Origin of the sequence: Bradyrhizobium sp. STM 3562, from assembly GCF_045571435.1 — a bacterium.
Lineage (GTDB): Bacteria > Pseudomonadota > Alphaproteobacteria > Rhizobiales > Xanthobacteraceae > Bradyrhizobium.
This window is the reverse complement of record NZ_CP120694.1, coordinates 4,580,786-4,606,615: the sequence shown is the minus strand read 5'-3', so window position 1 is coordinate 4,606,615 and position 25,830 is coordinate 4,580,786. Positions and strand designations below refer to the sequence as shown.

Here is a 25,830-nt window from a genome sequence, read left to right as displayed (position 1 = left end):
CTGCCGGTATCTGCCAACAAGCTTAAAGTTGCATGTTGTAACGGGTACTATTTATGGCGTGCGGTCCGCGGAGACTAGGCGCGCTTGCCGGACGGCCAGCTTGCTGCCGGCGGTGCGCAGGCAGGCGGCTTCGAAATTTGGCCAGGCCTGGTGGGAGCAATCCGGGCCGACTGGGCGGATATCGAGCCGCTCGCCCTTGGCCAGGGCCTGCGGGACGCTCGCTTCGACCTGCGGGGCAAAGCCGGGCAGAGCGGTGAGGGCAGCGGCAATGAAGGCAGCCGCCGCGACTGCGAAAAGAGCTTTGATCATTTGACGGTCCCCTGCCACGGGCCTTACTGGCCCGTCATTTGGTTGGGCGGGTTCTTAACCGTGAACGGTTTCGAGATGCCTTCGCCAAAAGCGAAAAATGGTTTCATTTCGGGCGTGTTTTGTTTCGTCGGGCGGTTCTGGGTGAAACAGTGCCCGCCCAGGCGATGGGCGGTTCGGTCGGCCCGGCCGGTGCAATGGCCGAACGGGCTGCGGTCGGGGCGGCGTCTCCATGGAACCTGATGGCTTGCCCGCATCACACGGGCGGGGTAGGAGGGGCCATGCCGCGCATCGCCCTTTATCCAGGTTCCTTCGATCCCGTCACCAATGGCCATCTGGATGTGGTCCGCCACGCCGTCACGCTTTGCGACAAGCTGATCGTCGCCATCGGCGTGCACTCGGGCAAGAAGCCGCTGTTCTCCACCGACGAACGGCTGAAGATGGTGAAGGATGTCTTTGCGCCGGTCGCAGCCGCGGCCGGCTGCGCCTTCGACTGCACCACCTACGACAATCTCACGGTCGCGGCGGCGCAACAGAACAATGCGACCATCATGATCCGGGGCCTTCGGGACGGCACCGATCTCGATTACGAGATGCAGCTTGCCGGGATGAACGAAACCATGGCGCCCGACGTGCATACGGTCTTCGTTCCGGCGTCCGCGCCTGTCCGCCCGATCACCGCCACACTGGTCCGGCAGATCGCCGGCATGGGCGGCGACTTCTCCGCCTTCGTGCCGCCGCTCGTCGCCGCCGCGCTCAAGGCCAAATTCGCCGGCTGACCGCATTCGCGCGCAAGCCAACGTCTCGTCCAACGATCCGGAGTTTTCATGATCCGAGTCCTTGCCGTCCTCTTCGCGCTCATCTCGGTGGCGCCTGCGCTTGCGCAATCCTTGCCCGCCGGCCTCGACAAGGCCAATGCGATCGTGATCGACACCACCAAGGGGCGCATCGTCATCAAGCTGCGCCCTGATCTCGCGCCGAACCATGCCGAGCGCATCAAGCAGCTCGCGCGCGACGGCTTCTATAACAACGTGCCGTTCCACCGCGTGATGGAGGGCTTCATGGCGCAGACCGGGGACGGCCAGAACTTCAATGGCACCGGCGGATCGAAATATCCGAACCTGAAGCAGGAATTCTCAAACGTTCACTTCAAGCGCGGCATCGTCGGCATGGCGCGGCGCGGTGACAGCGTCGATTCCGCCAATTCGCAGTTCTTCATCATGTTCGCGGATGCGCCGAGCCTCGATGGTCAATACACCGTCATCGGCGAAGTCGTGCAGGGCATGGATGTCGTCGACAAGCTGAAGAAGGCCCCGTCCGGCTCGGCGAGCGGCACGGTCACCGATCCCGACAAGATGGTGAAGGTGCAAGTCGCATCCGATATCAAGTGAGCGGCGCCGGCCGGCCGTTGCGCATCCTGATTGCCGCAGCCTCGGCGCTCGCCTTGTTCGCGTCGTCGGCGCAAGCCGAGGACGGACAGGTCAACACCATCAAGGATGCGCTCGCAAAACTCTATAGCTGTTGGAGACCGCCGCCACCGTCGCGCGCCAATCCGATCGACATCACCGTGATCGTCAGCTTCAATCGCGCCGGCGAGATTTTGGGCCGCCCGCGGATTACCTATGAATCGCCCGGCGCGACCGACAACGACCGCCTTCAATACCGCATCGCTGTGATGGAGACGTTGCAACGATGTACGCCGATGCCATTTACCGAGAGTATGGCGGGCGCCGTGGCCGGCCACCCGTTTTCGATCCGGTTCCATAACGTTAGGCCCACCCCCAAACCGACAGAGAAACAAGCATGGCTGTTACCGAGAACACTTTGATCCTTGAAACCACCCAGGGGCCCGTCACCATTGAGATGCGTCCGGACCTCGCCCCCAACCACGTCGCGCGCATCAAGGAACTCGTGCGCGAGGGCTTTTACGACGGCATCGTGTTCCATCGCGTGATCGACGGCTTCATGGCGCAGACCGGCTGCCCGCATGGCACCGGCACCGGCGGGAGCGGCCAGAAGCTGAAGGCCGAGTTCAACAGGGAGCCGCATGTGCGCGGCACTGCGTCGATGGCGCGCGCCGCCAATCCGGATTCCGCCGACAGCCAGTTCTTCATCTGCTTCGATGACGCCTCCTTCCTCAACGGCCAGTACACGGTCTGGGGCAAGGTCACCGAGGGCATGGAGAACGTCGACAAGATCAAGCGCGGCGAGCCGGTGCAGAACCCGGACAAGATCGTCAAGGCGCGCATGGCCGTGGACGCGGAGTAACCTAAGACACCGTCATTCCGGGGCGGTGCAAAGCACCGAACCCGGAATCTCGAGATTCCGGGTTCACGCTTCGCGTGCCCCGGAATGACAGCAAGTGAGGAAGCGCGCACTCAAACTCCATGCGCACCGATTTGTTCGACTTCGACCTGCCACCTGAAAGCATCGCGCTGCGTCCCGCGAGTCCGCGGGATTCCGCGCGCATGCTGGTGGTGCAGGGCGATGGCGTGCTGCGCGACCACGTGGTCTCGGAGCTGCCGAAATGGCTCGAGGCCGGCGATCAGCTCGTGGTCAACGACACCAAGGTGATCGCGGCGCAGTTGTCCGGCCGGCGCATTGGGCGCCCCACCGAGCCCAGGATCGATGCAACATTGATCAAGCGGCTCGACGGCTCGCGCTGGCAGGCGCTGGTGAGGCCCGCCAAAAAACTCGTCGAGGGCGACATCATCCGTTTCGGCAACGAGGGCAAGGTCTGCCTGCTCGGCCATCTCGACGCCCAGGTCGAGCGCAAGGGCGAGGAAGGCGAGGTCACGCTGTCCTTTTCGTTTCACGGCCCGGCGCTCGATCAGGCCATCGACGATCTCGGCGTGACGCCGCTGCCGCCCTATATCGCCTCCAAACGTGACGTCGACGAGCGGGATGCGCAGGACTACCAGACCATGTTCGCGCAGGCCGAGGGCGCGGTCGCTGCACCGACCGCGGGCCTGCATTTCACGCCGGCGCTGGAATCCGCGCTACGCGCCCATGGCGTCGGCATTCACACGGTCACGCTGCACGTGGGGGCGGGGACCTTCCTGCCGGTGAAGGCAGAGGATACCGAAGGCCATCGGATGCATGCCGAGTGGGGCCGCATCTCCGCCGAGACCGCTGCGGCGTTGAACCAGGCCCGCGCCGACCGGGGTCGGATCGTGGCGGTCGGCACCACCTCGCTGCGCCTCCTGGAAAGCGCGGCAGCCGAGGACGGCATGATCGAGCCGTTCGCGGACGAGACCTCGATCTTCATCACGCCGGGCTATCGTTTTCGCGGGGTCGATATTTTGCTCACGAATTTCCACCTGCCGCGCTCGACCCTGTTCATGCTGGTCTCGGCCTTCGCAGGGCTCGACACCATGAAGCGCGCCTACACGCATGCGATCGCCAAGGGCTACCGGTTTTATTCCTATGGCGATGCGTGCTTGTTGTTTCGCGATAATCAGTGAGACGATCAAGGCACTCCCGGGGGCACCTTCTCGCCGGCGGGGGACGCGAGGCCTCGCGAAACGACAAGCAACTTCAAAATGGCACGGACTGGGTGTCCTCGGCAGTGTCCCAGGCCGCGCGCCGCTCACCACGTGTAGCGGATCGTGCCCGTGCCGGCGTAGGTCTGCGAGTTTGAGGCGAACTGGCCATCAAACTTGGCGAGCAGCGAGATGTGATTGGCGAACCGCAACTCCGCACCCAAAGACGTCAGCGCGGAGTCCTGCGGCGGCGTAGCGCCGTTGACGACGAAGCTCGCCCCTGGCAGCGACTGGAACAGCGGCGTCAGCGTGGGATCGCTGACCCAGTCGTGCGCCCAGGCGAGCCGTCCGCGCAGCACCACCACGGCATCGGAAAAGACCGGCCAAGCCTGGTCGAAGCGCGCGCCCAGCTCGCTCCTGGTATCGGTCGCGTTACGCGACCCGAAGGCCAGGGCAAAGCCATCGGGAAGGGTGCCGATCTCGCTGTAGCTCGGCGTGTGGAAGCTCTGCGCCTGGATCGCCGCGTAGGGCGCGATGCCGACAAACGGGGTCGCGAACCGGTAGCCGCCTTCGAGCCGCCCGCCGTAGCTCTGCGCGTTGAAATCAGCCGTCAAATGGTCGCCTTCAAAGGCAAGGCGGTCGGTCGACATCCAGTGATTGGTGAAGGCGAAGTCCCCGGCGAAATAGGCCGGGCCCCAACGGGTCGCGCCATAGATGCCGGCCTGCAGCGCGTCGCTCCGGCCGCCGCCCAGCCCCTGCGACAGGCTCCAATTGGTGCCGCCGGCGGCGAGCGCAAATCCCACCACGGAATTGGGCGCCAAGTGATAATCGAACCCGGTGGCAAAGCCCGCTGCGCGCGCCGACAGGTCGTGGCTGCCGATCACCGCATCGCCATCGGTGTGGTTGCCGCCGCCATAGCCGGCGCCCCACACTGACCAGTGCGGGACATAGACCGGCGGGGCCATCGGCGGCGCCTTGGTGTACATCGAGGCATAGGCGAGTGCGGGCGACGACGGCCGCGTTTGGCAGTCTGGCGGATAGCCGAGCGGTGGATAGTCGGTGCCACCAATCCCGCAACGGCCATCGACGAAGGGATCAAGCATCACGTTGAGGAACTGATCGCCGAGCTGGAAGGCGGCCTGCTGTGCGCCGGTTGCGGCTTCGCCGGAAACTTGGTCCAGGGCATGGGTGAGATTGCCGCCGGTCAGGCCGAAGAGTGCCCCGAAGGCCGGCGGCAGCGTGCCGCCGGAATTGAAGAAGTTATTGAGCGCGTTGGCGACGCTTTGCTGGTTCCGAGTGAGATTGAGGCCGGTGCCAAGTTGGGCCGCCGTTAGGTCCAAGAACACGTCGGTCGCGCTGTAGGTTAAGATTCCCCTGAAATTCGGATCGGTGAGGACGAGCGCATCGAAGGTGGTGCCGCCGAGCCCGGCCGAATGCAGAATGTCGTACCTCTTACTGATGGCGGAGCCGGACGTCACGTTGGCCACCACGGTGCCGGCGAGCGTCGCGGTGCCGGTGACATTGGTGAGCGAGGCCGTCGAGGAATTGACCTGCACCAGATAGAACGCGCCGGACTCAAATGCGAGACTGCCGTTGACTGTCAGCGTGCCGGTCGGATTGGCCGCATTGCCAGGTGCCAGTGTGCCACCGCTCCGGATGGTGGTCGCGCCCACGGTGCCAGTGCCACCCAGGGTATCGCCCGCGTGCACAGTGACGGAGGCCCCCGCGATTGAACCATCCACCTCGACCGTGCCGCCGTCTACCGTCATGCTGCCCGTAAAGCCGGGGCTGTCGCCGCTGAGCACCCAGGTGCCTCCGCCGACCTTGTTGACTTCTCCGCTGCCGGAGATCGCGCCGGAGAAGGTCGTGCTGGTATTGTCGCCGCCCGTCGTCAAGGTAGCGCTGCCGAGCGTGACGTTGCCGGCCCCGGCCAACGAGCCGATGGTCTGGTTGAAGCTGTTGAGATCGAGCGTGGCGCCGCTCGCGATCGTGTAGGCGCTCCCCGGCGCGAACGCGTTGGGGATGCCGGCCTGCAGCGTGCCGGCATTGACCGCGGTCGGGCCGCTGTAGGTGTTTGCGGCGTTGAGGGTCAGCATGCCACTGCCCTCCTTGGTCAGCCCGCCCACGCCGCTGAAGCCCGAGGTGGTGTCGGTAGCGACCGCTAAACCGTTACTATCGATAGTCAAGCCGCCGGGGAGGAGATTGAGTTCGCCGGTGGAAAAGCCGCCGATGAAGAAGGGCGGAGGGACCGTCGGTGGCGGTGCCGGAGGCACTGCACGCAACGTGCCGCCATCGAAGTTGGCCACCCCTGTGCTGGAGATGGGGGTGGGGGGGATAGACCCCACGACCAGCCCCGCAGTCTGCAGTGTGCCCCCGCTGTTGAGGTTGAGGGTGCCGGTGCCCCCAGCCCCTAGACCAAGCGACGTTGCGATGTTGGTCACCACGGCGCCATTGCTGATGGTGAGCATGCCTTGGCCTTGCACGCCGACCGCCATAGCGCCCGTGGTGGTTAAGGTGGAGCCGGGGCCGGATACCGTTACGGTACCCTGCGACCCGGCCGGTTGTCCTACAAAAACGGTGAGAGCACTCAGGGTCCCGCCGTTCTCGATCGTGAGCATGCCCGTGCCCGTCGAGCCCGAGCCGACGATGACAGCTCCGGCTGTCGCGCCTGCGGCTCCAATCACCGTTGGATTTGGCGTTACGGTGTTAATGGTTACAAGTGACGTAGTACTAGTTGGGATCAGGTTGGGCGGAGTGGTCGACCAGTTGCCAGCAGTGAACCAGTTGGTTGACTGTGTACCTTGCCAATTGGCAATTATGGCTTGGGCGCGCGCGGATGATGTCGTCCCGAGCAATGCTGTAGCCATGGCAGTCGTCGCCAGCAAATGTATGCGCATTTTGCCGTCCCTTCGTTACGCCGCCGGCTCCACTTCGCTGTCTTCTCATTCCATGCGTGCTGCCAGCATCAGCGTAAACCCAGAGTTGCCATAACTATGGCACGCGACCGGGCGGCTCGAATTTGTCCAAGACTGTTGCGGGCGAGCTACGCAGTGGACAGCGAGACTGACCAATTCGGATTTTTACTGCTTCCTACGTCAGATCATTGCCGTCTGCCCGCGCCCGCGTGCAAGAACTACCGAGTCTGCGCGGAGCCACTCGCGCGCTGCGAGGACCGCAGCGCTCAAGATAGACCGTAACCCATCAATCAATTTGCACTGGACGATGCGGAGCCTGTCATCGGGCGTGTTCGACCGGCCCCATTGGCACCGCCAAGAGCAAATCGACCTCTTCCGATGAAAGGTGTTCTTGCCGCCGCGACGGCTCAGCTGGTTCAGATAGTTACGTCACGCCATCACCCGCTCCGGCAACAGTTCCGCGATCTGCACCGCATTCAGCGCGGCGCCCTTCAGGAGCTGGTCGGCGGCGACGAACATCGAAATCGAGTGGCCGGATGGGTCGGACAGATCCTTGCGGATACGGCCGACAAGCACGTCGTCCTGCCCTGAGGCATCGACCGGCATCGGGAAATAATTGTTGGCCCGGTCGTCCACGACTCGCACGCCGGGCGCCACCGCCAGGATGTTGCGGACCTCGGCTTCCGAAATCGGCCTCTCGCATTCGAAGGTGATGGCTTCGCAATGCGCCCGCAACACCGGCACGCGCACGCAGGTGACGCCCACCCCGATCTTCTCGTCCTCGAAGATCTTGCGCGTCTCGTTGATGACCTTGCTCTCTTCGTCGTTGTAGCCGGTCTCCGGGTCGATCGCGGTGTTGTGGCTGAACAGGTTGAAGGCGTAGGGGTGCGGCATCACCTTGGGCGGAAACACCTGGCCGTTGAGATAGGCGCGGGTGGATTGCACCAGTTCATCCATTGCCGCCGCACCTGCGCCGCTCGCCGCCTGATAGGTCGTGATGATCACACGCTTGATGCGGTTCTTCTGGTGGATCGGCCACAGCGGCACCAGGGCCGTGATCGCCGCGCAATTCGGATTGGCGATGATGCCCTTGTGCTCGCGGATGCGCTGCGCGTTGATCTCGGGGATCACCAGCGGCACGTTCGGGTCCATGCGGAAGGCGGAGGAGTTGTCGACGACCACGGCGCCGGACCGCACGGCCAGAGGCGCGAACTTCCGCGAGATCGAGCCGCCCGCGGAGAACAGGGCGATGTCGACGCCCTCGAACGAGCGCTCGTTGAGCTCCTCGATCGTGACGGTCTTGCCGCGAAAGCTCACCGTCTGGCCGGCCGAACGCGCGCTCGCCAGCGCCTTCAGCTTGCTGACGCGAAAGTCGCGCTTGTCCATAGTGGCGATGAATTCGGCGCCCACCGCGCCGGTCACGCCGACAATCGCGACAACGGGATCGTTCTTCACTTTGCTCTCCATCAGGCAATGAAAAAGCCCCGGACCTTTCTCAAGGCGGGGCTCGGTTCGAGATAACGCGGCTTTTCAGTCAGCTACGCGCGCACGCCTCCGAGGCCCTGCCGGGCTTTGGTGGTTTTGGTCGTGCGTTTGGTCGCGGTGAACATGGCGCGGGAACATAGGGGCACGGCGGAGCGCCGTCAACGGCTTTCAAGGCCGATAACGGCTCCAGAACGGTTGAATCCGACCGCGTTGTTACGCCATAAGCCGGCCCATGACGCTTCCCAACCATTTCGAACTGCTCGCGACCGACGGCACGGCCCGCACCGGCCGGCTGACCACGCCGCATGGCGTGGTGCGCACGCCCGCCTTCATGCCGGTCGGCACGGCCGGGGCCATGAAGGGCCTGTACTGGCGCGAGGTCCGCGTAGCCGGCTCCGACATCGTGCTCGGCAACACCTATCATCTGATGCTGCGGCCCGGCGCTGAGCGCATTGCCGCGCTCGGCGGGTTGCAGCGCTTCACCGGATGGGGTGGGCCGATGCTGACCGATTCCGGCGGCTTCCAGGTGATGTCGCTCTCGGATTTGCGTAAACTGACCGAGCAGGCCGTGACCTTCCGTTCCCATATCGACGGTGTGAAGGTCGAGCTGTCGCCGGAGCGATCGATCGAGGTGCAGCGGCTGCTTGGCTCGGACATCGCTATGCAGCTCGACGAATGCGTGCGGCTGCCCGCCGAGCGGACGGACATCGATCGCGCGATGCAGCTCTCGCTGCGCTGGGCGGAGCGCTGCAAGCGTGCTTTCGAAACCGCGCTGCCGGGCTACATGCTGTTCGGCATCGTGCAGGGCGGCGACGTCCCCGAGCTGCGCAAGATCAGCGCGCGTGAGCTCGCCGACATCGGCTTTCACGGTTACGCGATCGGCGGGCTCGCCGTGGGCGAGCCGCAAGCGGTGATGCTGACCATGATCGAGGAGACCGCACCGCTCCTGCCTTCCGATCGGCCGCGCTACCTGATGGGCGTCGGCACGCCGGACGATATTCTGGAGGCGGTCAGGCGCGGCATCGATATGTTCGACTGCGTGCTCCCGACGCGCAACGGACGGCATGGCGTCGCCTTCACCCGGTTCGGCGCCATCAACCTGCGCAACGCGCGCCACGCCAATGATCCGCGACCGCTGGATGAGGAAAGCACCTGGCCCTCGATGCGAGACATCTCGCGCGCCTATCTGCATCACCTCGTCAGATCAGGCGAGACATTGGGTGCGATGCTCTTGTCCGAGATCAACATCGCCTATTATCAGCGCCTGATGGCCGACATCAGGGATGCCATCGCGAACGGGAGCTTCTCTGAGCTTTACGAGCGTGTCCGCGCCGGTTGGGCGCAGGGCGATATCGCCGCTCTGACAACCTAATTGCACATCATCCGCTTGGTCGTGTGCTTGGTCACGAAGCCGTAACCGCAGGTGTCGCAGGTCCAGAGATAGCTGATCAGATTGTCCGACAGATAGGCGGAAGCTTCCGCAGCTACCATGGAGTCTGCGCAGACAGGGCAGGTTGGTAACTCGCTCCCGCGCGGATCGGGGAGAGGCGTGACGGTCGACAGGAATTCAGCAAGAGCTGGCATCGCGGACCCCTCTGCGTTCCGAAGCCTTGCACAACTTATACACCAAAATCGTTGACAGTGTAGCAACACAATTGCGTAGCTTTTGCGTTATTTGGCCGCGCGAAACTTTTGCAACGCAGCGTACTTTGATCGATGTATTTGATTTGAATCATTGTTCCTTGCGCGGCGGCGTGCGCAATCGCTAACTTGCGCCATCGGCCGGGTCCCCGCGCTTTCACCGTCATCAGGAGTTCGTAATGGATGCATCGGCAGCCACGGATGCAATGCACCGTCCCGGCCGTGGCCGGATCTTCGACAGCATTGTCGATGCGATCGGCGACACGCCGATCGTCCGGCTGCGCAATTTGCCGCCGGCGCGCGGCGTGCAGGCGACCATCCTCGCCAAATTAGAATATTTCAATCCGGCCGCAAGCGTGAAGGATCGCATCGGTGCGGCCATGATCGTCGCAATGGAGAAAGAGGGGAAGATCAACGCGGACACGGTGCTGATCGAACCGACCTCCGGGAACACCGGCATTGCGCTCGCCTTCGTTGCGGCCTCGCGCGGCTATCGGCTGAAGCTGGTGATGCCGGACTCGATGTCGGTCGAGCGGCGCAGGATGCTGGCATTCCTCGGCGCCGAGCTCGTGCTGACCCCGGCGGGGCAAGGCATGAAAGGCGCCATCGCCAAGGCCGAGGAACTGCTGCGGACCACACCGAATTCCGTGATGCCCCAGCAATTCAAGAACCTCGCCAATCCCGAAATTCATCGCCGCACCACCGCGGAAGAGATCTGGAACGACACCGGCGGCAACATCGATATCTTCGTGGCGGGCGTCGGCACCGGCGGCACAATCAGCGGCGTCGGCCAGGTGCTGAAGCCGCGCAAACCGTCCTTGCGCGTGGTCGCCGTGGAGCCCGAGGAAAGCCCGGTGCTATCGGGCGGGCAGCATTCACCGCACAAGATCCAGGGGATCGGTGCCGGCTTTGTCCCTGATATCCTCGATCGGTCGGTGATCGACGAGATCGTCAGGATCGACAGCGCTACCGCGATCGAGACCGCGCGTGCCCTGGCCCGTCATGAGGGCATTCCCGGCGGCATCTCCTCCGGCGCGGCCGTCGCGGCCGCCTTGCAGCTCGGCCGCCGGACGGAAAATGCCGGCAAGATCATTCTTGCCATCGTGCCGTCGTTCTCCGAACGCTATCTTTCGACCGCTTTGTTTGAAGGAATTGGATGATGCCGGATCAACCGAGAAGACCGCGGACCTTAAGTGACGCGCGCAGCGAAGCCGAAGCTGCGTTCAAAAAGGTGACCGCCAAAGTTGCGGAAGCGCCGCCCAGGAAGACCGCCATTCCCGGCGTGAAGGAACAGGTCACGCTGCGGATCGACCAGGATGTGCTGGAATATTTCCAGGGGGGCGGCCCGGGCTGGCAGGACCGCATCAACCAAGCGCTGCGCAAGGCGGCGGGGAAATAGTTTCTAACCCCCTGTCGTTCCGGGGCGACGCGACAGCGTCGAACCGGGAATCTCGAGATTCCCGGTTCTGCGGACTGTCTGATCAGATCAGAGTTTGACCGGCTGGTCGGCCGGTCGCTTGAGCGCAGAGCGCGAGGCAGCCGCCTCGGATGCCTTCAGATTCAACAGATTGCCGGTGAGGATGAGGCCGGCGCCCAGCACCGTGAACGCATCGAGCCGCTCGGCATAGAGCAGCCAGCCGGCGGTTGCGGTCAGCGGCACCCGTAGGAAATCCATCGGCACCACCACGGTGGCGTCGGCATAGCGCATCGCGTTCGCAAGGCAATAATGCGAGTAAGTGCCGCAGATGGCGATCACGACCATCAAGCCCCAGCCATAGGCGGACGGCCACGTCCAGGTGTAAAGCGTCGGCAAGAGACCGGCAGTCGACTGCACCACGAGCATCCAGAAGATGATCGCAAGTGCGCTCTCGGTGCGGGTCAGCGATTTGACCAGGGCCATGGAGACGCCGAAGCCGACTGCGGCGCCAAGCGCAATCAGTTGCCCCGGATTGATCTCGCCCGTGGCGGGACGCACGATGATGGCGACGCCAATGATACCGAGGACAATCGCCGTCAGCTTCCCCAACGTGAGGTGTTCGCCGAGGAAGCTCGCCGCCAGGATCGCGGTCCAGATCGGCATGGTGAATTCGATTGCCACCACCTGTCCGATCGGGATCAGCGTCAGCGCGAAGAACCAGCCGAGCTGCGCGCCATAGTGGATGAGGTTGCGGGCGATATGCTGGGGCAGGCGCGAGGTCCCCAACGCGGAAAAGCCGCCGCTCCGATGGATCAGCGGGTAGAGCAGCAGGAAGCCGAGGAGGGAACGCACCTCCATCAGCTCGAACACGTTCAATTCGCGCGTGGCCTCGCGGCCGGCGACCGCCATGACCAGCATCAGCGAAAGCCAGCCCGCCATCCAGAGCGCGGCCATAGGTTTGGAAGGCGTCGTCGACATGGCGCAGCGGGACCCGGTCGGCAGAGAAGAGCCGGCTGCGGTATCGGCGAATAGGGGTCTATTTGCAACCGCAAATGCGCCCGGCATCTGCAACCCGGCACCCTGCAAATTCGTGAAGGTGAATTTCACCGTGGGAGGATCGAGCGGTTTGGTGCTAGTTGCTTGGCCTGCCCCGAAACGACGGAAAAAGGGAGAGAGACGATCATGCGCATCTTGCAACCGGCCGAATGGTCTCGGCCACGAGGCTTTTCCCATGGCGTCGAATTCAGCAGTCCCGGGCGATGGATCGTGCTGGCGGGGCAGACCGGCGGGGACGGAAAGGGCGATTATGCGCCCGATATGGCCACGCAGGTTGCGACTGCCTTGCGGCGGATCACAAAGCTGCTCGCCGAAGCCGGCGCCGGCCCTGAGCATATTGTTCGCCTGACCTGGTATCTCACCAGCCGCAACGAGTACGAGTCCGCAGGAGCCGGCATCGCCAGCGCCTGGAAAGAGACGCTGGGTCGCAACTTTCCGCCTTCGACCCTGCTCTACATCGACGGCCTGGTTGATGCCCGCGCCAAGGTCGAAATCGAAGTAACGGCCTTCGTTCCGGCCGCTTAGGAGATTTTGTAATGACGCAACGAAAAACGTCCGCTGACTTTGTCACCGCCTTCGCGACCGGCTGGCCGGAGCAGGAACCGCACATCATGGTCTTGTCGCTGACCACGCAGAAAGGCGTGCAGGATTTTGCCCTGACCAAGGAGCAGGCGCTTCTGATCGCCAAGACCATGAACCAGACCGCGGAGCGGCTGGCGAAACCGAAAGCGCGCTGAGGCGCGCTTTCGGTTCGGATAGATCTAGCGCGACAGCGTGATCGAAGCGCCGCGGAATTGGTTCTCCGCCCGCATCGTGATCGACTGGCGATTGCCGTGGGTGACGAGCGAGATATTGGCGTTGAAGCCGGGACCGCTGGCGACCACCTGGAAGCTGCCGTCACGCCCACGGCCCTGCAGGTTGCCGGTGACATTGCGGCTGGCCTCGCTCCACGTGCCCGAGATTGCGCCGCCCGCCTCTGCGACCACATCGCCGCGGAGATCGAACTTGTAGGACTCGCTGGCGCAGGTGAGCGTCAGGTCCATCCGCGGTCCACCGACCGCGTAAGTCGCGCGGCAGCGGATGCGCTCGGTCGAGCCGTCATCCAGCGTCACGGTGCCGCTGCCGGCCCAGCGCCCGGCGAGCGCCGCGAAGGGACCGGCTTGCGCGTGAGCGGCGGGGCCAAAAAGACCAGCACCAAATAAAACGGCGGCTGTGATGAACAGCCGCCGGAAATTGCTTACGCCACCGTTGGTTGTGACGGCACTATTGCCGCGATGCTTCCCACCGACCGCTGCACGGTATGCCCGCTGACGCACCATTCCACTTACCTGATCCGACATTGCCATTGAGTTGTCCGTTCGCATATGCACCGTTGATTGAGACACGAACAAGGCCCTCACGTCCGATGCTGCCGGAGACATTCGCACCGGCTGCCGAAATCTTACCGTCCGTGACCGTAAGCGTCGAGCTTGCGGTGGGCTCGCAACTGCCGGTCTTGGTCACGATCGTGACATGCCAGAGTCCATCATAGGGCGATGCTGCAAACGCTGGGGCCGTTGCAGCGCCGGCCAGAACGGAAGCACAAACAATCGAACCGATGCGACTGAAACGCATGAATAAGAAATCCTCAATGTGGGGGATAGGATGGCTTATTCGGATCAAATGTGACGAAAATTTGCTGCGTCGCCACAGTTAAAATTGTTCCTGTAATTTCAGTCGTATAACCCTACGACCGAGCCCGGCGCGTGAGCCGGATTTTGCACGACCGGATGGTTAATGGCCGAAGGATTTGATTTAATGCGGGGACAGCGCCGGCGCCTTCGTGGCGAACTGCTCGTCCTGCGGTTTGGCCGGCAGCGCGTTGTGGGCCTTGGCGTATTCAATCACCTCGGCGAGCAGTTTCTGCCCGAGCGGCGCAAGCGCGCGCTCCCACAATTCGCGGGCGGTTTCGCCCTTCTTGACGAAGCACCACTCCTGCGCTGCGATTGCGCCGGCATCCATGCGGTCGGCGAGATGGTAGACGGTGCCACCGGCGATCGGATCGCCTTCCTTGATGGTCCATTCCACCGCAGCGATGCCGCGATGGCGGGGCAGAAGCGAGGGATGATAGCCGATGCCGCCAAGCTTCGCCGCAGCGAGCGCGTCCTTGCTGACACGAGCGTGGCTGTGCGCGGTCACGATCAAGTCGGTGTTGGGCGCGATCTCGGGGGTCGTGACCAGCTTGGGATCGGCCTGCACCACGACCTCGATCCCGACGGCACGCGCAGCGGCGGCGAGGCGGTCTTCGCCATCGTGCACCACGACCCGTGCGACCTCGACCCCATGCTCCCTGAGCATGTTGAATGTGGTCACACCAAAATGGCGGGAGCCGATGAGGGTAATCCGCATGGTCGTCCTTTCGTGCGCGCGGGCAATCGGCCCGTCGATAACATGTTGCGGCGCTCCAGGTGGAAGGCAGGCGCTGGGTTATCAACAGACGGGGCGAGAATCGAGGCCAAGTTTTTTGCGCCGTTTGCGGCCGCGTTTGGGCGCGGCTCGCAAAGCGAGCGAAGACGGTTCTTTAAAGCTTTGATGCTTTTATATAAAGGCCGCACCGCCGCGCGGCCGAATAGCCGGGTGCCGCGCCTGTCACAACCTACCCCAGGGCACGAGCGCTCGGCTATTTGCCACGGCTGGCGGCAACGCCTGATCGGCGCTCCCGTTCAACGATGCGTCCTTCCATCTAGCAGGTTTAGAGCCCCGCGCCGAGAATTCGTTGCTCCTCTACGCGGAAGGCCAGGAACGCCACCTGCCATTGACCAGCTCAACTGGCGCCCAGCACGTGCCAGATGACCACGAGCGCCGCGATCAACAGCAGGCTCATGATGAGACGGTGCCAGATGCCTTTCATTGCAGGACGGGTCTCACTGCGCGCCGATCCCGGTCGGAGAAGGGCCGCGCCTAGAATTCGCGGGACGATTCCACGCGCTGCAGCATGATCGCCTCGCGACAGAGCTGGGCGAACCAGATCAATAAGCCACTTCCCAACAGGAACATCGTGAAATCCCTGTAATCGGCAGGGGTCAGCGGGCTGAACTCGAAAACCGGCGGCAGAAAGGCCCACCAAACGATGGGGATGGACAACAGCGCCGCGCAAGCCCCTGCGGGTATGCCTGCAAGCAGGCTCGCCAGCAGCACAGCCGGAAAGAACGTTGCGAAGTACAGCGTGGCACCCAGGCAATCGAACAGCATGCGCAGGCCGATCGCGACCGCCAGAACGGATAGCGCGATCAGGAATGCGGCAGGCGACCAAGGCTTGAGCTTGAGAAACAGGTGGGTCCTCGAAAATCCGTTACGCAACGCTCGCCCCCCGCGCGCTCGAAACAAGCGGCCCGCCCCGCTTGGCCACCGAGCGTAGGGTTAGCGCCGGGGGAAGGCTTGTGCAACAGGGGGATCATGGAGCACCGCAACAGCGATTGCCGGGGCAGGGCGGTTAAAGCGGCTCAGAGGGCAGTGGTTCTTCGCTATTCAGGCCGTCTTGCGGTGCAGCGCGGAGCCTCGTCATGGCCTCCCGCTGGTCCCGGGCGAGGACCCGCCATAGGTGGATGAGCCGGTCCCGCTCAGAGTCGTGGGGCCGCCTGCCGAGCCATTCGGATTACCCGAATTGGACGAGTGGCGCATCATGTTCATCGAGTGGCGCATGCCATGGTGTGTGTGCTTGTAGCCATGCGCGAGTGCGACCGTGCTTGTCAGTGCAAAGGCGGAGGCGAGTATTATCGTCGCGAGTTTCATGACGGGTCCCTTGTGAATCCTTCGCGACACAACCAAGCGTGGCGGCGGATGTTCCCAGTCACACTGCTCCGGGTAAACGTGGCCTCACCTGCAAGTTGGAAGACCTCGTCTGCGATTTCCGGAGGAACCTCACTTGCGCGCATCGATTATCGCGATAGTTGCGGCATGAAAGCTGCTTCCCGAACGTGCGGAGGACATTCATGGCCGAACGTTCCGATCTCATCCGCGAGGCGGCCGAACTCAGGCAGCAGGCGGAGCAAGAGGCCGACAAGACCATACGCCGCCGGCTGATCCGCATGGCCGAACGTTACGAGCATCTCGCGGAGAGCCAAGGTTGGTCCGAAGCGCATCCCACGACGGTCGCGTCGCTGGGCGACGTCTTCATCAAAGGCGAGTAAGGCGCTGCCGGCGCGTCTCCAACGTTGCAATAAACGCGACGAGCGCACTCAACCGTGAGCGCGCGAAGACAGTTCTGCTCGAAGGTGGTTAGTGCTCGAAGGCCAGGCTCGCCTGGCGCTCGTCATCTTTCGGCTGCGACGGGGCGACGCTGACGTCGTGATCCTTCTCGACGATTTCATAACCGCAAGCATCAAGCCAGGCGATCAGCCGATCTGCCATGGTGCGGTCATAGCCGGGATAGGCTCGAGCGATAGCTTCTCGGGGCGTGAGCTTGCGCATGGTGCGTTCCTGTTTGTCTCATTGCTAAGCTGGGGAGCGGAAATAGGCCAAAACAGGTCTACTCACCTGCAACACGACAACGTGAAAATACGCCGCGCCGCGGTGCCATCAGGATCATCGTCGCCTGATCCGCAGTGCGATCAGAAATAAGCCTCGACCGCATGGGCCACGAAAATGCTGGCGCTAAAAAATGCGACTAGGAGTGCCAATGCCTCGATCATCGAACTCGTCCTTACGCCAAAACCCTGCCTTATTTTCTTATGGGCTCCCTTATAGAAGTCCGCTGGTTTCAGGATGGTTTCGTCGGGTCCTAAAAATGGTTTCGTCGGGGGGATATCGTAGGGGCCATCTGCCGCGGCCCGCCCGAGGGTAAAGAAGCCGTTTCAAAGACGCGGCGCATCTGCGCTTCTCGGACCGAGGATCGGTTAACGCTTCTGCTCGACTTGCATGGCCGAAGCGACCGCAAGAGCGCGGACCTCGAACCAGCAACCAGCAATAGGACAATCCTGTTTCCGCACGTCGACAAGATCGCCCGATTCGAGAGGGCCGACAACGCCGGCAGGCAAGGTGATTTCCAGCGGAGCAGGGCGGGCACCTACAAGCGATGCCGCCGATGTGACCGATCGTGAAGCCATCGGACCTTGGGCCAGGCCCGCACGAACACACATGAGCGGCAGCGGGCAATTGCATCCTCCCCCCCCCCAGCGGCCCGCGCGGCAGCGGTCCCGGCTCGCCCCGGCTGGGACCGCTCGCCCCCAAAGGTTCAGAAGCGGCGTTGGTCCATTGGAGCGAATGCAATGCGCGCGGTTTTGGCTTTAGGAATGTTGGTCGCCTTGGGTGCTTCCGCGGCTTCGGCAACGGCGCATCACCCCCGTTCGCGTCACCACGTCTTCATTCGTCCCGGCGTGGCCTCGAGCTTTGCCGCCGTTCCAGGCTCGGTTTACGCACCGCCTCGCCCGCCGGTCTATTACGGCGACACCCCGAGCTACAATGATCCGTCCAAGTTTGGCGGCGAAGCAGCGGCGCCGACAACGTACTGAGCGACTGCCTCTTTCGCGTTGAGCCAGAGTTCGGCATGGCGATGCACAGTCCATTGATCTTCGGTGAGATGGATTTCGCCAACCGCAATCTGGTTTCAATCCCTGAGAGCGATTGCGGCCTGAAGCCCCGACTGTCTCAAAAAAATACGCCGCCAGGCTCGAAATACGCTGTCCTGGCGGCGCCTGTATCAAACTGGGCTATGCAATCCCCAGCCGCCGATCATTCAGCAAGTGCTATGCCGCGGGGCGGGCTTTACGGGGCCTTTAAGACTAGCAAACGCGTACCCTCGCAATGAGGGCTGGCTGGACAGGCGGCAGCACTTGGCCGAACCGCACTTGGGTCATTCTCGTGTGCGTGTGCACGCGGGATTCTTGGCCTAAAGATCGGGATCGGTATTCTGCGGCTAAGTCTTTGATCTTATTTGGTGAGCGCGCTGGGGATCGAACCCAGGACCCCGTGATTAAAAGTCCTGGAATCGGGATTTCCGCGCGTTTCCGGTTCTTGTCCCTACTTTACTTTTAGCCTGACGAATCAATGTTTTCCAGAGATTTCTGTTGCTTTTGGTTTCCCCTAGTTTACGTGGGTGGTGGTTGTACCGCGGTTGTACGGAACATCGCATGCCCATCATCAAATTGACCGCCGATTTTGTGGATGCCGCCACCGTGGAACCGGGCAAACGGCGAACGATCTACTGGGATAAGAGCTTCACCAATTTCGGCCTGATGGTCAGCGAGACGGGCCACAAGAGCTACGTCTACCAGTATCGGGATCGGAACACGCGCGAGCAATCGCGGGTGACGTTCAAGTTTGATCTCGGGCTGAAGAAAGCCAAGGTGGCCGCAGACGAGGCCCGACTTAGGGTTCAGCTAGGCGGGAAACCGCTCGTAGAGATCGGGGCGACCGCGCCGAAACCCGGATCACCCGAAAACACGTTTGAGGCCGTCGCAACGGATTATCTCAAGCGCGATGGCGCCGAGCTCCGTAGCAAGGGGCAAATCGAGAGCGCGCTGAAGCGGCTCGTCTACCCGACCCGGATCAAATCCAAGAGAACCAAAAAGGAGATTGCCTGGCCCGGTATTGGGGCCAAGCAAATTGACGAGATCCTTCGATCCGAGATCGTAAAATTGCTCGACGCGATTGCGGACGACCGAGGCCCCGTCGCCGCGGACCGCGCCTTGGCGCATATCCGCAAGATCATGAATTGGCACGAAACCCGGGTCGACAGCTTCCGCTCGCCGATCGTGCGCGGCATGGCAAAGACCAAGCCGAAGGCCCGGGCCGGTAAGCGGATTCTTACTGATGAGGAGATCCGCGACGTTTGGGCGGGCCTCGAGAAGGTGACGGAACCCGCCTGCTATGCGCGTTTCGTGAAATCCCTCTTGCTCTGCGCAACCCGCCGCAATGAATCCGCCAAGATGCATTCCAGGGAGATTGAGGGCGATCTGTGGACGATCCCAGGCGAGCGCTACAAGAACAAGCTTGACCACGTGATTCCGCTGACCGCCGGCATGAAGGAACTGATCGGCGACAAGCCCGAGGAGGTGAAGGGCAATAGCTGGTTCATCTTCTCGACCACAGGCGGAAAAAAACCCTTCAGCGGTTTTTCCAAAGCTAAGAAGGACTTAGATGCGGCCATCGCCAAGCTCCGCAAAGACGAGGGCAGGGCCGGAATGCCCGGTTGGACGCTCCATGACTTGCGAAGGACCGCACGGACGCTAATGACGCGCGCCAAGGTGCCGGCCGAACATGCGGAGCGCTGCATGGGACACGTCTTGGCGGGCGTTGAGGGCGTCTACAACCGTTATGAGTATCTGGACGAGAAGCGGGCAGCCTTCGAAGCGCTGGCTGCTCATGTGGCTTGGATTCTGACGCCGCCCCAAGAGAACGTAATCCCGATGAGGGCCGATATTCCGAACCTAGGCCTTCACCGGCCCAGACAAGAAACCTAACGCGCCTGCTATCCACGTCTGCGTAGCGGCGGGCGCGATTATCGACCTAAGCTGTTCGCAATGGCCCTTTGAATTTTCCACAATTCCACTTCTAGATTGTCTAGCGATATGGCCGTGGCGTCAATATCAGCAATCGTGAACGTCCGGTGTTGATCCTCTTGCGGCCAATCTGTCCCGGCGCGCACCGCGATCGTGCCAACATCAGCGTCAAGCTCCCACCACGTCCCGTGCGCAAGCAAGTTGCGATCGTGAGATAGCCGGACGGAGCTGTCCAAGAAGGCTAATAACTCCGTTGTATGCGCCAGTCCGGCAGGATGGTGTTCCTTGATCAGCTTCTTCATCCGCTTGACGCGTTGATTTGACGGCCACCGGTTGCCCGACCGTTCGCCAAATCCTGGGACGCCGGTGATCACCGTGAGCAAGTCGGAAATGCGGCGCTCGAAAGCAGCATGGGCAAACATCAAGCGCACAAAGGCCCGCGTAAAAGGCCGCAGCTCCAGCTCGTCTGCATCGGGGAAATAGTGCGTCGTCATATTGCGGGCTCACCTCTGCGCGCGTCACCGGCTCCCTTTGAGGCAGTACAGGCTTTCTTCGTCAGTCGTCCGTTAAGAAGCCCAATTGAGCGCGGTTGGGGCGGCGAGCAGTCGCATCAAGGCGTTCAAGATCAAGCGTAGCAGAAGGCTAAGCCAGGCGAGGACGAGGCGGAGATTGTGGCCGACGGCAGAGAGGATGACGTTGGCCGCATCGCCCTCGCGGCCCTTGAGATAGCAGCGGCCGAGTTGACCGTCGGTCTTCATGTGTCCGATCACGGGCTCGATGGCTGAGCGGCGCTTGAGTTCGCGTTTGATTGCGCCGAAGACGCCCCGCTTCTGGCCGGAGATGAAGACGCGGCGCGGGTTTTCGGTTTTGTGGCCGCGATAGCCCTTGTCGACATAGCCGCGCTCGATCGCGCAACCGGTGAGCTTCTCGGTGGCCTCGATGACGTCACCGAGCGTGTGGCCGTCATATGGGTTGCCCGGCAGCGCCTGGGCGTGCAGCACAAACTGGCCGCCCGGAGCGCGGGCGTTAGTGGTCACGATCGAGGCTTTGACGCCGAACTCATAAGGCGCCGAGGCCTTGCCCTTGCCGATGCATTCGACCTCGGGCGCGTGGAAGGAATAGAGCTTCCAGCCACGCTGGCGCTGCTCCTGGGAGCGGATTTGCGCGGCGCGCAAAAGCGCCTGCTCGAAGGCAGCCTCAAGCTCCGACTGACCTCCGATCTTACGGCGGATGTCGCGGATAAGCCGGCCGAGCCAGGTTCGCAAGCTGCGCAACTGCCGACGATGGCGCTTGAACTGCTTGGCGTGGGCATAGCGCCCGGCCATCATCGCCGCCCGCTTGGCGATACGCAGATAGGACTGCCGCAGCCGCACGCCGTGCGCGCGTGCCAGCCGATTGAGGCCCTTGATCGCCGCATGGACGAGCTTGGCGTCGGTCGGGAAGGTGATGGCCTTGGGCTGAACGGTGGTGTCCACCGTCACCCGCTTCAGATCGCGCGTCCGCAACGCGCCAGTCTCATGCGCTACCCTCAGGCTCTCGGCCAGCAACAGCTCCAGTTTGCTACCAAGCCGCTTGCGCCAATGGCTGAGGCCGGAACGCTCGTGCGGGAACTCATGCTGGAAAAATTCAAAGCCGGTGAAGTGCTGGAAATACGGGTCGTAGACCCAGCGCTCGCAGACGCCTTCGTCGGACAAGCCGTAGATGTGCTTGAGCAGCAGCAGCCCGATCAGGAAGCGGCTCGCCACGCCCGGCCGGCCCTTGTCGCTGTAGAGCGGTGCGATCTCGCGATCGATCCAATCCCAGTCGATCTTGGCGCCGAGCTGCACCAGCTCGTGCTTCAGATTGATGATCTGATCCAGCCTGGCGCGAAACAGATCGCCTTCCGCTGTCGGTTCCGACTTTTTCGGTCGCATCGGTCCCCTCCGCTGCGACCACGGAATCATGCCCGGCGATTCGAGGGAATCTCCAAAACGAAATTGCAAGCTTTCGAGGCCTCAACCCTCGAAAGCTTGCAATCTCAAAACCGCAACCGGCGCCAAAAACCGATTCCCGCTCAACGGCCTCGGCTCATTTTCACGGACGACTCGTCAATACGCCGGACAGACCGTCGGACGCGGTAAGATTTCCTCCACTTGCATGAACTGCGGGAGGCCTCGGCTGAGGAAATGAAGGGTCGTCTTGTGGAGGGATGAGGCAAGGCCGCTGAGGTGGACGGCGGTTATTTCGGCGGCTACGCTTCGCCTACAACCAGAGCGGCAAGCGCAAGATGGTTGTGATCGTTCACGAGCGCGGCGGCAATTCGTTTCCGGCTGTGTGTTCGGCTCGGAGAGACAAGCCGCCAATTTCATCCTCCGGATCGCCAAGGGCACAACGGTTCATGCACACGAAGCCGCCGCTTGGGACCATCCGCCTGAACGTTTCAAGGTGAACCGGATCAACCATCAGCAGGCTTACAGCCTCGATGGTGCCAAGACCAATTATGGCGGAAGACAACGGCCGCGCAAGCGAGCCGGATGGCTGGGTTGGCTCTCAAGCGTGGCGAGAGGGCGGATTTCAGCAGCGGCATCAGTGAAGATGAACGAAGGACTTCATCTTATTCATCAAAAATTGCCGGGTTTTGTCAGCCAGCCCGAAGCGAAGCGCAAAAATACAAACTGCTGCACCGGCGACGAACCCGCTGATGAATTTCGCTGCTTCGGGAGAGAGGAGAATGTCGGCCATAGTTGCACCTTATCCTGCTCCAGCTATGCAACAACCTGGGCGGTAGTATGTTCCAGATTTTCGGTTAATGAAATGGCAAGTTCTGCTAATAAAGTTACAAAAATTGCCAGCCCCATAAACGTAAGATCGTCGTGCAGCTCTGTCACTGGTACGGGAATGGTCATTTCCGTCAACTCCGAGAATCGGCTCACTCCATAGACGAGGACGTACAGGTAGTAGAGGGATGCGAGCCCGAACAGGCCCTTCATCCAATTCGGAAGGCGCTCGCCGTTCACAATGCAGTAGATGATGTTCCCAAAAGAAGCCGATACGAAAACCACCACGATGAAGAAGTAGTCCCTGAACAGCAGCTTTTGGTTCGCCATTTCGGCGAGATAGACCAACCTGATCGTCGGTCGCAAATGGACTGCGTGACAGACGGGATATAAGCCAATAAAGGCCGCAACAACCCATATTGCCACCCGCATGGTGGCACGCCATTTCGGTCCCAAATTGGACTTCTCCCCGCCTTTTCTGCAACCCTAGGGCGCCAAGAAAGTGGCGTCAACCTAGGACGATTCCGCAGGATTGGCCAACTTCCATTTTGCAGGTATGTCCTCATTGACCTGCATCACGCCCTTTCCGGCATGGTTTTGCGGGCTTCGCAGGACGCCCTGCGACACGTTCTGCGGTTCGTCTTTGGAGGTGTCCTCACCCTCCATGGCTTTGAGGACGGCGGCGGCCAGATCGGCAGTCATAGGTTCCGTCGCCGCCCTGAGCACATCAGCGCCCTTCTATTCGGAAAGCTTTTCTCCTGCCCGCCATCAACATCGCTCGGGATGATTTGGGCTCCTGGGCGATCAGGCGGTGAGTCGGAAAACAGCTTCACTTCCGCTTCGATCGCCTCGAGCGTGGGGCGCAGGATCGCGCCGCGGATTTCTAAGTGGCGGAGGTCGAAATAGGGGCTGGTCCGGAATCTCATGTTGTCGACGCACTCACCGGGAGCGTCCTCGGCGCCATTTTCCGTTCGCATCTCATCTAGGCATGTCTACTGCTGAGTGGCGTAGGCTTTCGGCAACATTGTTCGCAGTAGCTCGCCCTAAGGTTGCCATGCCTTAGCCCCTGCAACGCCGCGACTCAGCCGCTCCCTCCGCGTGCGCATTCCGCGCATGATGGAGATGAACTATGGGAGTCATTCCGTTTCGTCACACTGAATTCATGGCACTGTTAGAGGCCGGCAATTCTCTGAACCAGATTCTTACTGGTCGTCGGAACAACGAGCGCGTTCGTCCAGCGATGCACACCCGTGGTGCGTTCGAAAAGTACTGCGCAGAAAACCCCGAATGGGGTGCACGGGCCAAAGCACTTGTCGTGGCGAATGATGCCGCCGCCCGCCAGCGCAAGGGGGCGCTGAAGCGAAACCAGACGCACTGCAAGTTTGGACATCCGCTGCTCGGCGCCAATCTTCTCGTTGAAGGAAAAACGAAGTTTAGGAGGTGCAGGATCTGCATGGCCCGCCGAGCAGCAGCGCCACGACCGCCAACAGAGGATGAGATTCAGCGCGTCACGGAGGCGCTCAATGCGGGACAAACGATAGGCCAGATCTGTTGGGGCAAGTCCGGTGGGAAAAGAACTGGCGAGCGCATTATCGGGCACAACAAGCTGAAGCTGTACCGCCAGCAAAATCCCGAATACGATCAATTTGTTTGCTCGGTTATTTCCGACAGCAGTACGAGGTTCCAGCAGCGTCGTCGGAATCCCCAACCTTGCGCTGCGTTTGCATCGAGCAAAAAAAGGAAACTCTACCGGAGGGGCCATCATCGGAAAGGCCGGCGCAAGATCTGCACGCAACCTGCACGACAGCCCAGGGGATCGATATGCGCACCGATCGATGAAGCCAAGGCAGAGCAGATCCTGTCAGCCCTGCGAGAAGGGAGAACGCTGAGAGGAATAAGTGGCGGCAAATTCCGGGGGAAACGTGTGCCGATCATCACAACCAACGACAGGTTTCGTGAATACTGCGCACAACATCCCGAATTTGCCTCTAAGGCGCTCCCTCTCTTGGAACAAAACTATAAGGCAGCTAACAAGCGCAAAGGCGCCCCACGGGCAAATCGCACGCATTGCAAGCGGGGCCACTCCTTGGCCGACGCCTACATCCATGTCAGTCCACAAGGTTGGACCATGCGGAATTGCCGCGTGTGCCATCAAGCCCGGATCAATCGTGCGATGCCCCTTCCTCCGGCCAAACTGGAGAAGGTCAAGCGCATGCTTATGGCCGGGAAGCCCATCGCGGAGATTACTGGCAAATGGCTTCGCGGCAAAAAACGTGAGATCACGGTCAACACCGTGCAGTTCTACAACGCGCGAAAAGCCGACCCGGAGCTTGATATGTTTGTGAGGGCACACATACCGCGCATTCGCCGGCTGTCCGGAGAGCAGCGCTGGGCCGTTTATCGAGCTCGGAAAGCCACGGCCGAACGGCGGGAGCAGGCAAACGACTATCACGCCATAGCCACGTTGGTGCCAGCCAACCTGCCGCGCGATATCCGCGACGATATCGTGCAATCGATCTTTATGGCGCTGCTGGAAGGGTCGCTGCGGCGCGATCAGGTACGCGGGCGGATCCGTGAATTCGTGGCCTCGCATAACCGAGAAGCCAACAGACACGGCGTCGGCAAATTCGGGTTGGTGTCGCTCGATGCGCCAATCTTCGCCGATAGCTCGATGACTCTTAAGGACACCGTCCAACACGGTCTTTGGTAAGATCGGTCAAACCCGGAAGGGGCGTTAGCGCGCCCCTTTCCATTTTCGCTTCGTGCGCCTCGCCAGCCGGGAGGGCGGCCATTGAGGCGGCCGCTTATGCGCCGAGCGTCACGAAAACCAGCCAGCCGAGCACCAGCACAGCCGATATGAGTGGAAAGAGAAAGTACAAGATGTCGTGCATCATCGAGGAACACACTAGATGCCCGACCTGACGCTGGCCTTACGGATCCAAAGTGGATCAATCACAAAATCGAAAGGAGCCAGTGACGGGGCTATTTGGACCGCTTGGCTCTCTTTGCCAATCTAACTCCCGCGCCCCCACCATTCTCAGGGATAAATTCGACACCGGCCTGCTCGAGGGCGGCCTGCACGTCCTCCAACGTGCGCGCATAGGGCTCGCGTGCCCCTCGCTCAAAGTCAGCAATCGTCTTTGTGGCTGTCTTGCTGGCCTCGGAAAGGTCGGATTGGGACCAGCCCAACAAACCGCGCGCCGCCCTGCACTGCTCAGGGGAGATTGTCATTTTTCGAGCAACCTTACATTTTTTATGTTGACTTTGATTTCGCGTAGCCTTACATCATTTGTG

At 61.8% G+C, this 25,830-nt stretch carries 29 protein-coding genes and 1 pseudogene; 14 read left to right on the top strand and 16 right to left on the bottom strand.

What is annotated here, in order from left to right; genetic code table 11:
- Positions 1-51: 51 nt before the first annotated feature.
- Positions 52-309 carry a hypothetical protein gene (locus tag P6U23_RS21390; protein WP_407174580.1) on the bottom strand — a complete coding sequence of 86 codons (258 nt, stop codon included), beginning with the start codon at positions 307-309 and terminating at the stop codon, positions 52-54.
- A gap of 278 nt (positions 310-587) precedes the next feature.
- On the opposite strand from P6U23_RS21390, the gene coaD reads away from it, so the two are divergent.
- The 5 genes from coaD to queA all read left to right on the top strand — a co-directional run bounded on the left by coaD (position 588) and on the right by queA (position 3,770).
- Complete coding sequence (coaD, locus tag P6U23_RS21385) at positions 588-1,085, top strand: pantetheine-phosphate adenylyltransferase (protein WP_407174579.1); 498 nt, start codon at positions 588-590, stop codon at positions 1,083-1,085.
- Positions 1,086-1,133: 48 nt separating this feature from the next.
- On the top strand, positions 1,134-1,697 hold the full coding sequence (locus P6U23_RS21380; protein ID WP_407174578.1) for a peptidylprolyl isomerase: 564 nt from the start codon (positions 1,134-1,136) through the stop codon (positions 1,695-1,697).
- A 17-nt stretch (positions 1,698-1,714) separates the two neighbouring features.
- Positions 1,715-2,134, top strand: a complete 420-nt coding sequence (locus tag P6U23_RS21375) for a hypothetical protein (RefSeq protein ID WP_407174577.1) — start codon at positions 1,715-1,717, stop codon at positions 2,132-2,134.
- Positions 2,110-2,574, top strand: a complete 465-nt coding sequence (locus tag P6U23_RS21370) for a peptidylprolyl isomerase (protein WP_407174576.1) — start codon at positions 2,110-2,112, stop codon at positions 2,572-2,574. Before P6U23_RS21375 ends, P6U23_RS21370 begins: the two co-directional genes overlap by 25 nt.
- Positions 2,575-2,693: 119 nt before the next feature.
- Positions 2,694-3,770 carry a tRNA preQ1(34) S-adenosylmethionine ribosyltransferase-isomerase QueA gene (gene queA, locus P6U23_RS21365; RefSeq protein WP_407174575.1) on the top strand — a complete coding sequence of 359 codons (1,077 nt, stop codon included), beginning with the start codon at positions 2,694-2,696 and terminating at the stop codon, positions 3,768-3,770.
- Positions 3,771-3,895: 125 nt separating this feature from the next.
- Here the strand turns inward: queA and P6U23_RS21360 are convergent, their stop codons facing one another.
- Both P6U23_RS21360 and P6U23_RS21355 read right to left on the bottom strand, forming a co-directional pair.
- The gene (locus tag P6U23_RS21360) at positions 3,896-6,406 is read right to left on the bottom strand and encodes an autotransporter domain-containing protein (protein ID WP_407174574.1); all 2,511 of its coding nucleotides are present in this window, start codon (positions 6,404-6,406) and stop codon (positions 3,896-3,898) included.
- A 726-nt stretch (positions 6,407-7,132) separates the two neighbouring features.
- A complete protein-coding gene (locus P6U23_RS21355) occupies positions 7,133-8,170 on the bottom strand; it encodes an aspartate-semialdehyde dehydrogenase (RefSeq protein ID WP_407174573.1) in 1,038 nt (345 codons plus the stop codon).
- Between the two features lie 250 nt (positions 8,171-8,420).
- Here P6U23_RS21355 and tgt point away from each other — a divergent pair, with 250 nt between their 5' ends.
- Positions 8,421-9,560: a tRNA guanosine(34) transglycosylase Tgt gene (tgt, locus tag P6U23_RS21350; protein ID WP_407174572.1), complete on the top strand. Its 1,140-nt coding sequence runs from the start codon at positions 8,421-8,423 to the stop codon at positions 9,558-9,560.
- On the opposite strand, the gene P6U23_RS21345 is transcribed toward tgt, so the two are convergent.
- Positions 9,557-9,772: a hypothetical protein gene (locus tag P6U23_RS21345; protein ID WP_024507047.1), complete on the bottom strand. Its 216-nt coding sequence runs from the start codon at positions 9,770-9,772 to the stop codon at positions 9,557-9,559. The genes tgt and P6U23_RS21345 overlap by 4 nt on opposite strands.
- 236 nt (positions 9,773-10,008) lie before the next feature.
- On the opposite strand from P6U23_RS21345, the gene cysK reads away from it, so the two are divergent.
- Positions 10,009-10,989, top strand: a complete 981-nt coding sequence (gene cysK / locus P6U23_RS21340) for a cysteine synthase A (RefSeq protein ID WP_407174571.1) — start codon at positions 10,009-10,011, stop codon at positions 10,987-10,989.
- Positions 10,989-11,228 (top strand): BrnA antitoxin family protein, encoded by a 240-nt coding sequence (locus P6U23_RS21335; protein WP_407181533.1) that lies wholly within the window; start codon positions 10,989-10,991, stop codon positions 11,226-11,228. The genes cysK and P6U23_RS21335 overlap by 1 nt, the downstream gene beginning before the upstream one ends.
- 87 nt (positions 11,229-11,315) lie before the next feature.
- Here the strand turns inward: P6U23_RS21335 and P6U23_RS21330 are convergent, their stop codons facing one another.
- Positions 11,316-12,224 (bottom strand): DMT family transporter, encoded by a 909-nt coding sequence (locus tag P6U23_RS21330; protein WP_407174570.1) that lies wholly within the window; start codon positions 12,222-12,224, stop codon positions 11,316-11,318.
- A gap of 204 nt (positions 12,225-12,428) precedes the next feature.
- On the opposite strand from P6U23_RS21330, the gene P6U23_RS21325 reads away from it, so the two are divergent.
- Positions 12,429-12,827: a RidA family protein gene (locus P6U23_RS21325; protein ID WP_407174569.1), complete on the top strand. Its 399-nt coding sequence runs from the start codon at positions 12,429-12,431 to the stop codon at positions 12,825-12,827.
- Positions 12,828-12,838: 11 nt separating this feature from the next.
- Positions 12,839-13,039 (top strand): hypothetical protein, encoded by a 201-nt coding sequence (locus tag P6U23_RS21320; protein WP_024507051.1) that lies wholly within the window; start codon positions 12,839-12,841, stop codon positions 13,037-13,039.
- 24 nt (positions 13,040-13,063) lie between these two features.
- Here P6U23_RS21320 and P6U23_RS21315 read toward each other — a convergent pair whose 3' ends face one another.
- The 4 genes from P6U23_RS21315 to P6U23_RS21300 form a co-directional block, all read right to left on the bottom strand.
- Entirely contained in the window at positions 13,064-13,621 is a 558-nt protein-coding gene (locus tag P6U23_RS21315; protein ID WP_407174568.1) for a hypothetical protein, read from the bottom strand.
- On the bottom strand, positions 13,566-13,916 hold the full coding sequence (locus P6U23_RS21310; protein WP_407174567.1) for a hypothetical protein: 351 nt from the start codon (positions 13,914-13,916) through the stop codon (positions 13,566-13,568). Before P6U23_RS21310 ends, P6U23_RS21315 begins: the two co-directional genes overlap by 56 nt.
- 180 nt (positions 13,917-14,096) lie before the next feature.
- A complete protein-coding gene (locus P6U23_RS21305; protein ID WP_407174566.1) occupies positions 14,097-14,690 on the bottom strand; it encodes a formyltransferase family protein in 594 nt (197 codons plus the stop codon).
- Between the two features lie 552 nt (positions 14,691-15,242).
- The gene (locus P6U23_RS21300) at positions 15,243-15,641 is read right to left on the bottom strand and encodes a DUF4118 domain-containing protein (protein WP_407174565.1); all 399 of its coding nucleotides are present in this window, start codon (positions 15,639-15,641) and stop codon (positions 15,243-15,245) included.
- A 632-nt stretch (positions 15,642-16,273) separates the two neighbouring features.
- Here P6U23_RS21300 and P6U23_RS21295 point away from each other — a divergent pair.
- Complete coding sequence (locus P6U23_RS21295; protein WP_024507055.1) at positions 16,274-16,471, top strand: hypothetical protein; 198 nt, start codon at positions 16,274-16,276, stop codon at positions 16,469-16,471.
- An 88-nt stretch (positions 16,472-16,559) separates the two neighbouring features.
- Here P6U23_RS21295 and P6U23_RS21290 read toward each other — a convergent pair whose 3' ends face one another.
- Entirely contained in the window at positions 16,560-16,751 is a 192-nt protein-coding gene (locus tag P6U23_RS21290) for a hypothetical protein (RefSeq protein ID WP_407174564.1), read from the bottom strand.
- Between the two features lie 797 nt (positions 16,752-17,548).
- Here P6U23_RS21290 and P6U23_RS21285 point away from each other — a divergent pair.
- Together P6U23_RS21285 and P6U23_RS21280 are read left to right on the top strand one after the other, a co-directional pair.
- Complete coding sequence (locus P6U23_RS21285) at positions 17,549-17,791, top strand: hypothetical protein (RefSeq protein WP_407174563.1); 243 nt, start codon at positions 17,549-17,551, stop codon at positions 17,789-17,791.
- 633 nt (positions 17,792-18,424) lie between these two features.
- On the top strand, positions 18,425-19,741 hold the full coding sequence (locus P6U23_RS21280) for a tyrosine-type recombinase/integrase (protein WP_407174562.1): 1,317 nt from the start codon (positions 18,425-18,427) through the stop codon (positions 19,739-19,741).
- A gap of 38 nt (positions 19,742-19,779) precedes the next feature.
- On the opposite strand, the gene P6U23_RS21275 is transcribed toward P6U23_RS21280, so the two are convergent.
- The 5 genes from P6U23_RS21275 to P6U23_RS21255 all read right to left on the bottom strand — a co-directional run bounded on the left by P6U23_RS21275 (position 19,780) and on the right by P6U23_RS21255 (position 23,238).
- A complete protein-coding gene (locus P6U23_RS21275) occupies positions 19,780-20,274 on the bottom strand; it encodes a hypothetical protein (protein ID WP_407174561.1) in 495 nt (164 codons plus the stop codon).
- A 72-nt stretch (positions 20,275-20,346) separates the two neighbouring features.
- Positions 20,347-21,693 carry an IS5 family transposase gene (locus tag P6U23_RS21270; protein ID WP_407174560.1) on the bottom strand — a complete coding sequence of 449 codons (1,347 nt, stop codon included), beginning with the start codon at positions 21,691-21,693 and terminating at the stop codon, positions 20,347-20,349.
- 652 nt (positions 21,694-22,345) lie between these two features.
- Positions 22,346-22,501 (bottom strand): hypothetical protein, encoded by a 156-nt coding sequence (locus P6U23_RS21265; RefSeq protein WP_407174559.1) that lies wholly within the window; start codon positions 22,499-22,501, stop codon positions 22,346-22,348.
- A gap of 23 nt (positions 22,502-22,524) precedes the next feature.
- Positions 22,525-22,992, bottom strand: coding sequence for a hypothetical protein (locus P6U23_RS21260; protein ID WP_407174558.1), 468 nt, complete (start codon positions 22,990-22,992; stop codon positions 22,525-22,527).
- Between the two features lie 57 nt (positions 22,993-23,049).
- The gene (locus tag P6U23_RS21255; protein ID WP_407174557.1) at positions 23,050-23,238 is read right to left on the bottom strand and encodes a hypothetical protein; all 189 of its coding nucleotides are present in this window, start codon (positions 23,236-23,238) and stop codon (positions 23,050-23,052) included.
- Positions 23,239-23,665: 427 nt separating this feature from the next.
- Here P6U23_RS21255 and P6U23_RS21250 point away from each other — a divergent pair, with 427 nt between their 5' ends.
- A complete protein-coding gene (locus P6U23_RS21250; protein ID WP_407174556.1) occupies positions 23,666-25,246 on the top strand; it encodes a hypothetical protein in 1,581 nt (526 codons plus the stop codon).
- A gap of 278 nt (positions 25,247-25,524) precedes the next feature.
- On the opposite strand, the pseudogene P6U23_RS21245 reads toward P6U23_RS21250, so the two are convergent.
- A pseudogene (locus P6U23_RS21245) lies at positions 25,525-25,767 on the bottom strand (helix-turn-helix domain-containing protein); the annotation flags it as partial.
- Positions 25,768-25,830 lie beyond the last annotated feature (63 nt).

Excerpts from the sequence above, each read along its gene's own strand:
- P6U23_RS21250 (WP_407174556.1), top strand. The coding sequence starts at position 23,666 with ATGGGAGTCATTCCGTTTCGTCACACTGAATTCATGGCACTGTTAGAG.
- P6U23_RS21345 (WP_024507047.1), bottom strand. The coding sequence starts at position 9,772 with ATGCCAGCTCTTGCTGAATTCCTGTCGACCGTCACGCCTCTCCCCGAT.
- P6U23_RS21380 (WP_407174578.1), top strand. The coding sequence starts at position 1,134 with ATGATCCGAGTCCTTGCCGTCCTCTTCGCGCTCATCTCGGTGGCGCCT.
- cysK (WP_407174571.1), top strand. The coding sequence starts at position 10,009 with ATGGATGCATCGGCAGCCACGGATGCAATGCACCGTCCCGGCCGTGGC.
- P6U23_RS21305 (WP_407174566.1), bottom strand. The coding sequence starts at position 14,690 with ATGCGGATTACCCTCATCGGCTCCCGCCATTTTGGTGTGACCACATTC.
- P6U23_RS21255 (WP_407174557.1), bottom strand. The coding sequence starts at position 23,238 with ATGACTGCCGATCTGGCCGCCGCCGTCCTCAAAGCCATGGAGGGTGAG.
- P6U23_RS21360 (WP_407174574.1), bottom strand. The coding sequence starts at position 6,406 with ATGCTCACGATCGAGAACGGCGGGACCCTGAGTGCTCTCACCGTTTTT.
- P6U23_RS21265 (WP_407174559.1), bottom strand. The coding sequence starts at position 22,501 with ATGGCCGACATTCTCCTCTCTCCCGAAGCAGCGAAATTCATCAGCGGG.
- P6U23_RS21290 (WP_407174564.1), bottom strand. The coding sequence starts at position 16,751 with ATGCGCAAGCTCACGCCCCGAGAAGCTATCGCTCGAGCCTATCCCGGC.
- P6U23_RS21295 (WP_024507055.1), top strand. The coding sequence starts at position 16,274 with ATGGCCGAACGTTCCGATCTCATCCGCGAGGCGGCCGAACTCAGGCAG.
- P6U23_RS21325 (WP_407174569.1), top strand. The coding sequence starts at position 12,429 with ATGCGCATCTTGCAACCGGCCGAATGGTCTCGGCCACGAGGCTTTTCC.
- P6U23_RS21275 (WP_407174561.1), bottom strand. The coding sequence starts at position 20,274 with ATGACGACGCACTATTTCCCCGATGCAGACGAGCTGGAGCTGCGGCCT.
- P6U23_RS21285 (WP_407174563.1), top strand. The coding sequence starts at position 17,549 with ATGCGCGCGGTTTTGGCTTTAGGAATGTTGGTCGCCTTGGGTGCTTCC.
- P6U23_RS21330 (WP_407174570.1), bottom strand. The coding sequence starts at position 12,224 with ATGTCGACGACGCCTTCCAAACCTATGGCCGCGCTCTGGATGGCGGGC.
- P6U23_RS21355 (WP_407174573.1), bottom strand. The coding sequence starts at position 8,170 with ATGGAGAGCAAAGTGAAGAACGATCCCGTTGTCGCGATTGTCGGCGTG.
- P6U23_RS21370 (WP_407174576.1), top strand. The coding sequence starts at position 2,110 with ATGGCTGTTACCGAGAACACTTTGATCCTTGAAACCACCCAGGGGCCC.
- P6U23_RS21390 (WP_407174580.1), bottom strand. The coding sequence starts at position 309 with ATGATCAAAGCTCTTTTCGCAGTCGCGGCGGCTGCCTTCATTGCCGCT.
- P6U23_RS21270 (WP_407174560.1), bottom strand. The coding sequence starts at position 21,693 with ATGCGACCGAAAAAGTCGGAACCGACAGCGGAAGGCGATCTGTTTCGC.
- P6U23_RS21310 (WP_407174567.1), bottom strand. The coding sequence starts at position 13,916 with ATGCGTTTCAGTCGCATCGGTTCGATTGTTTGTGCTTCCGTTCTGGCC.
- P6U23_RS21320 (WP_024507051.1), top strand. The coding sequence starts at position 12,839 with ATGACGCAACGAAAAACGTCCGCTGACTTTGTCACCGCCTTCGCGACC.
- coaD (WP_407174579.1), top strand. The coding sequence starts at position 588 with ATGCCGCGCATCGCCCTTTATCCAGGTTCCTTCGATCCCGTCACCAAT.
- tgt (WP_407174572.1), top strand. The coding sequence starts at position 8,421 with ATGACGCTTCCCAACCATTTCGAACTGCTCGCGACCGACGGCACGGCC.
- queA (WP_407174575.1), top strand. The coding sequence starts at position 2,694 with ATGCGCACCGATTTGTTCGACTTCGACCTGCCACCTGAAAGCATCGCG.
- P6U23_RS21335 (WP_407181533.1), top strand. The coding sequence starts at position 10,989 with ATGCCGGATCAACCGAGAAGACCGCGGACCTTAAGTGACGCGCGCAGC.
- P6U23_RS21315 (WP_407174568.1), bottom strand. The coding sequence starts at position 13,621 with ATGGTGCGTCAGCGGGCATACCGTGCAGCGGTCGGTGGGAAGCATCGC.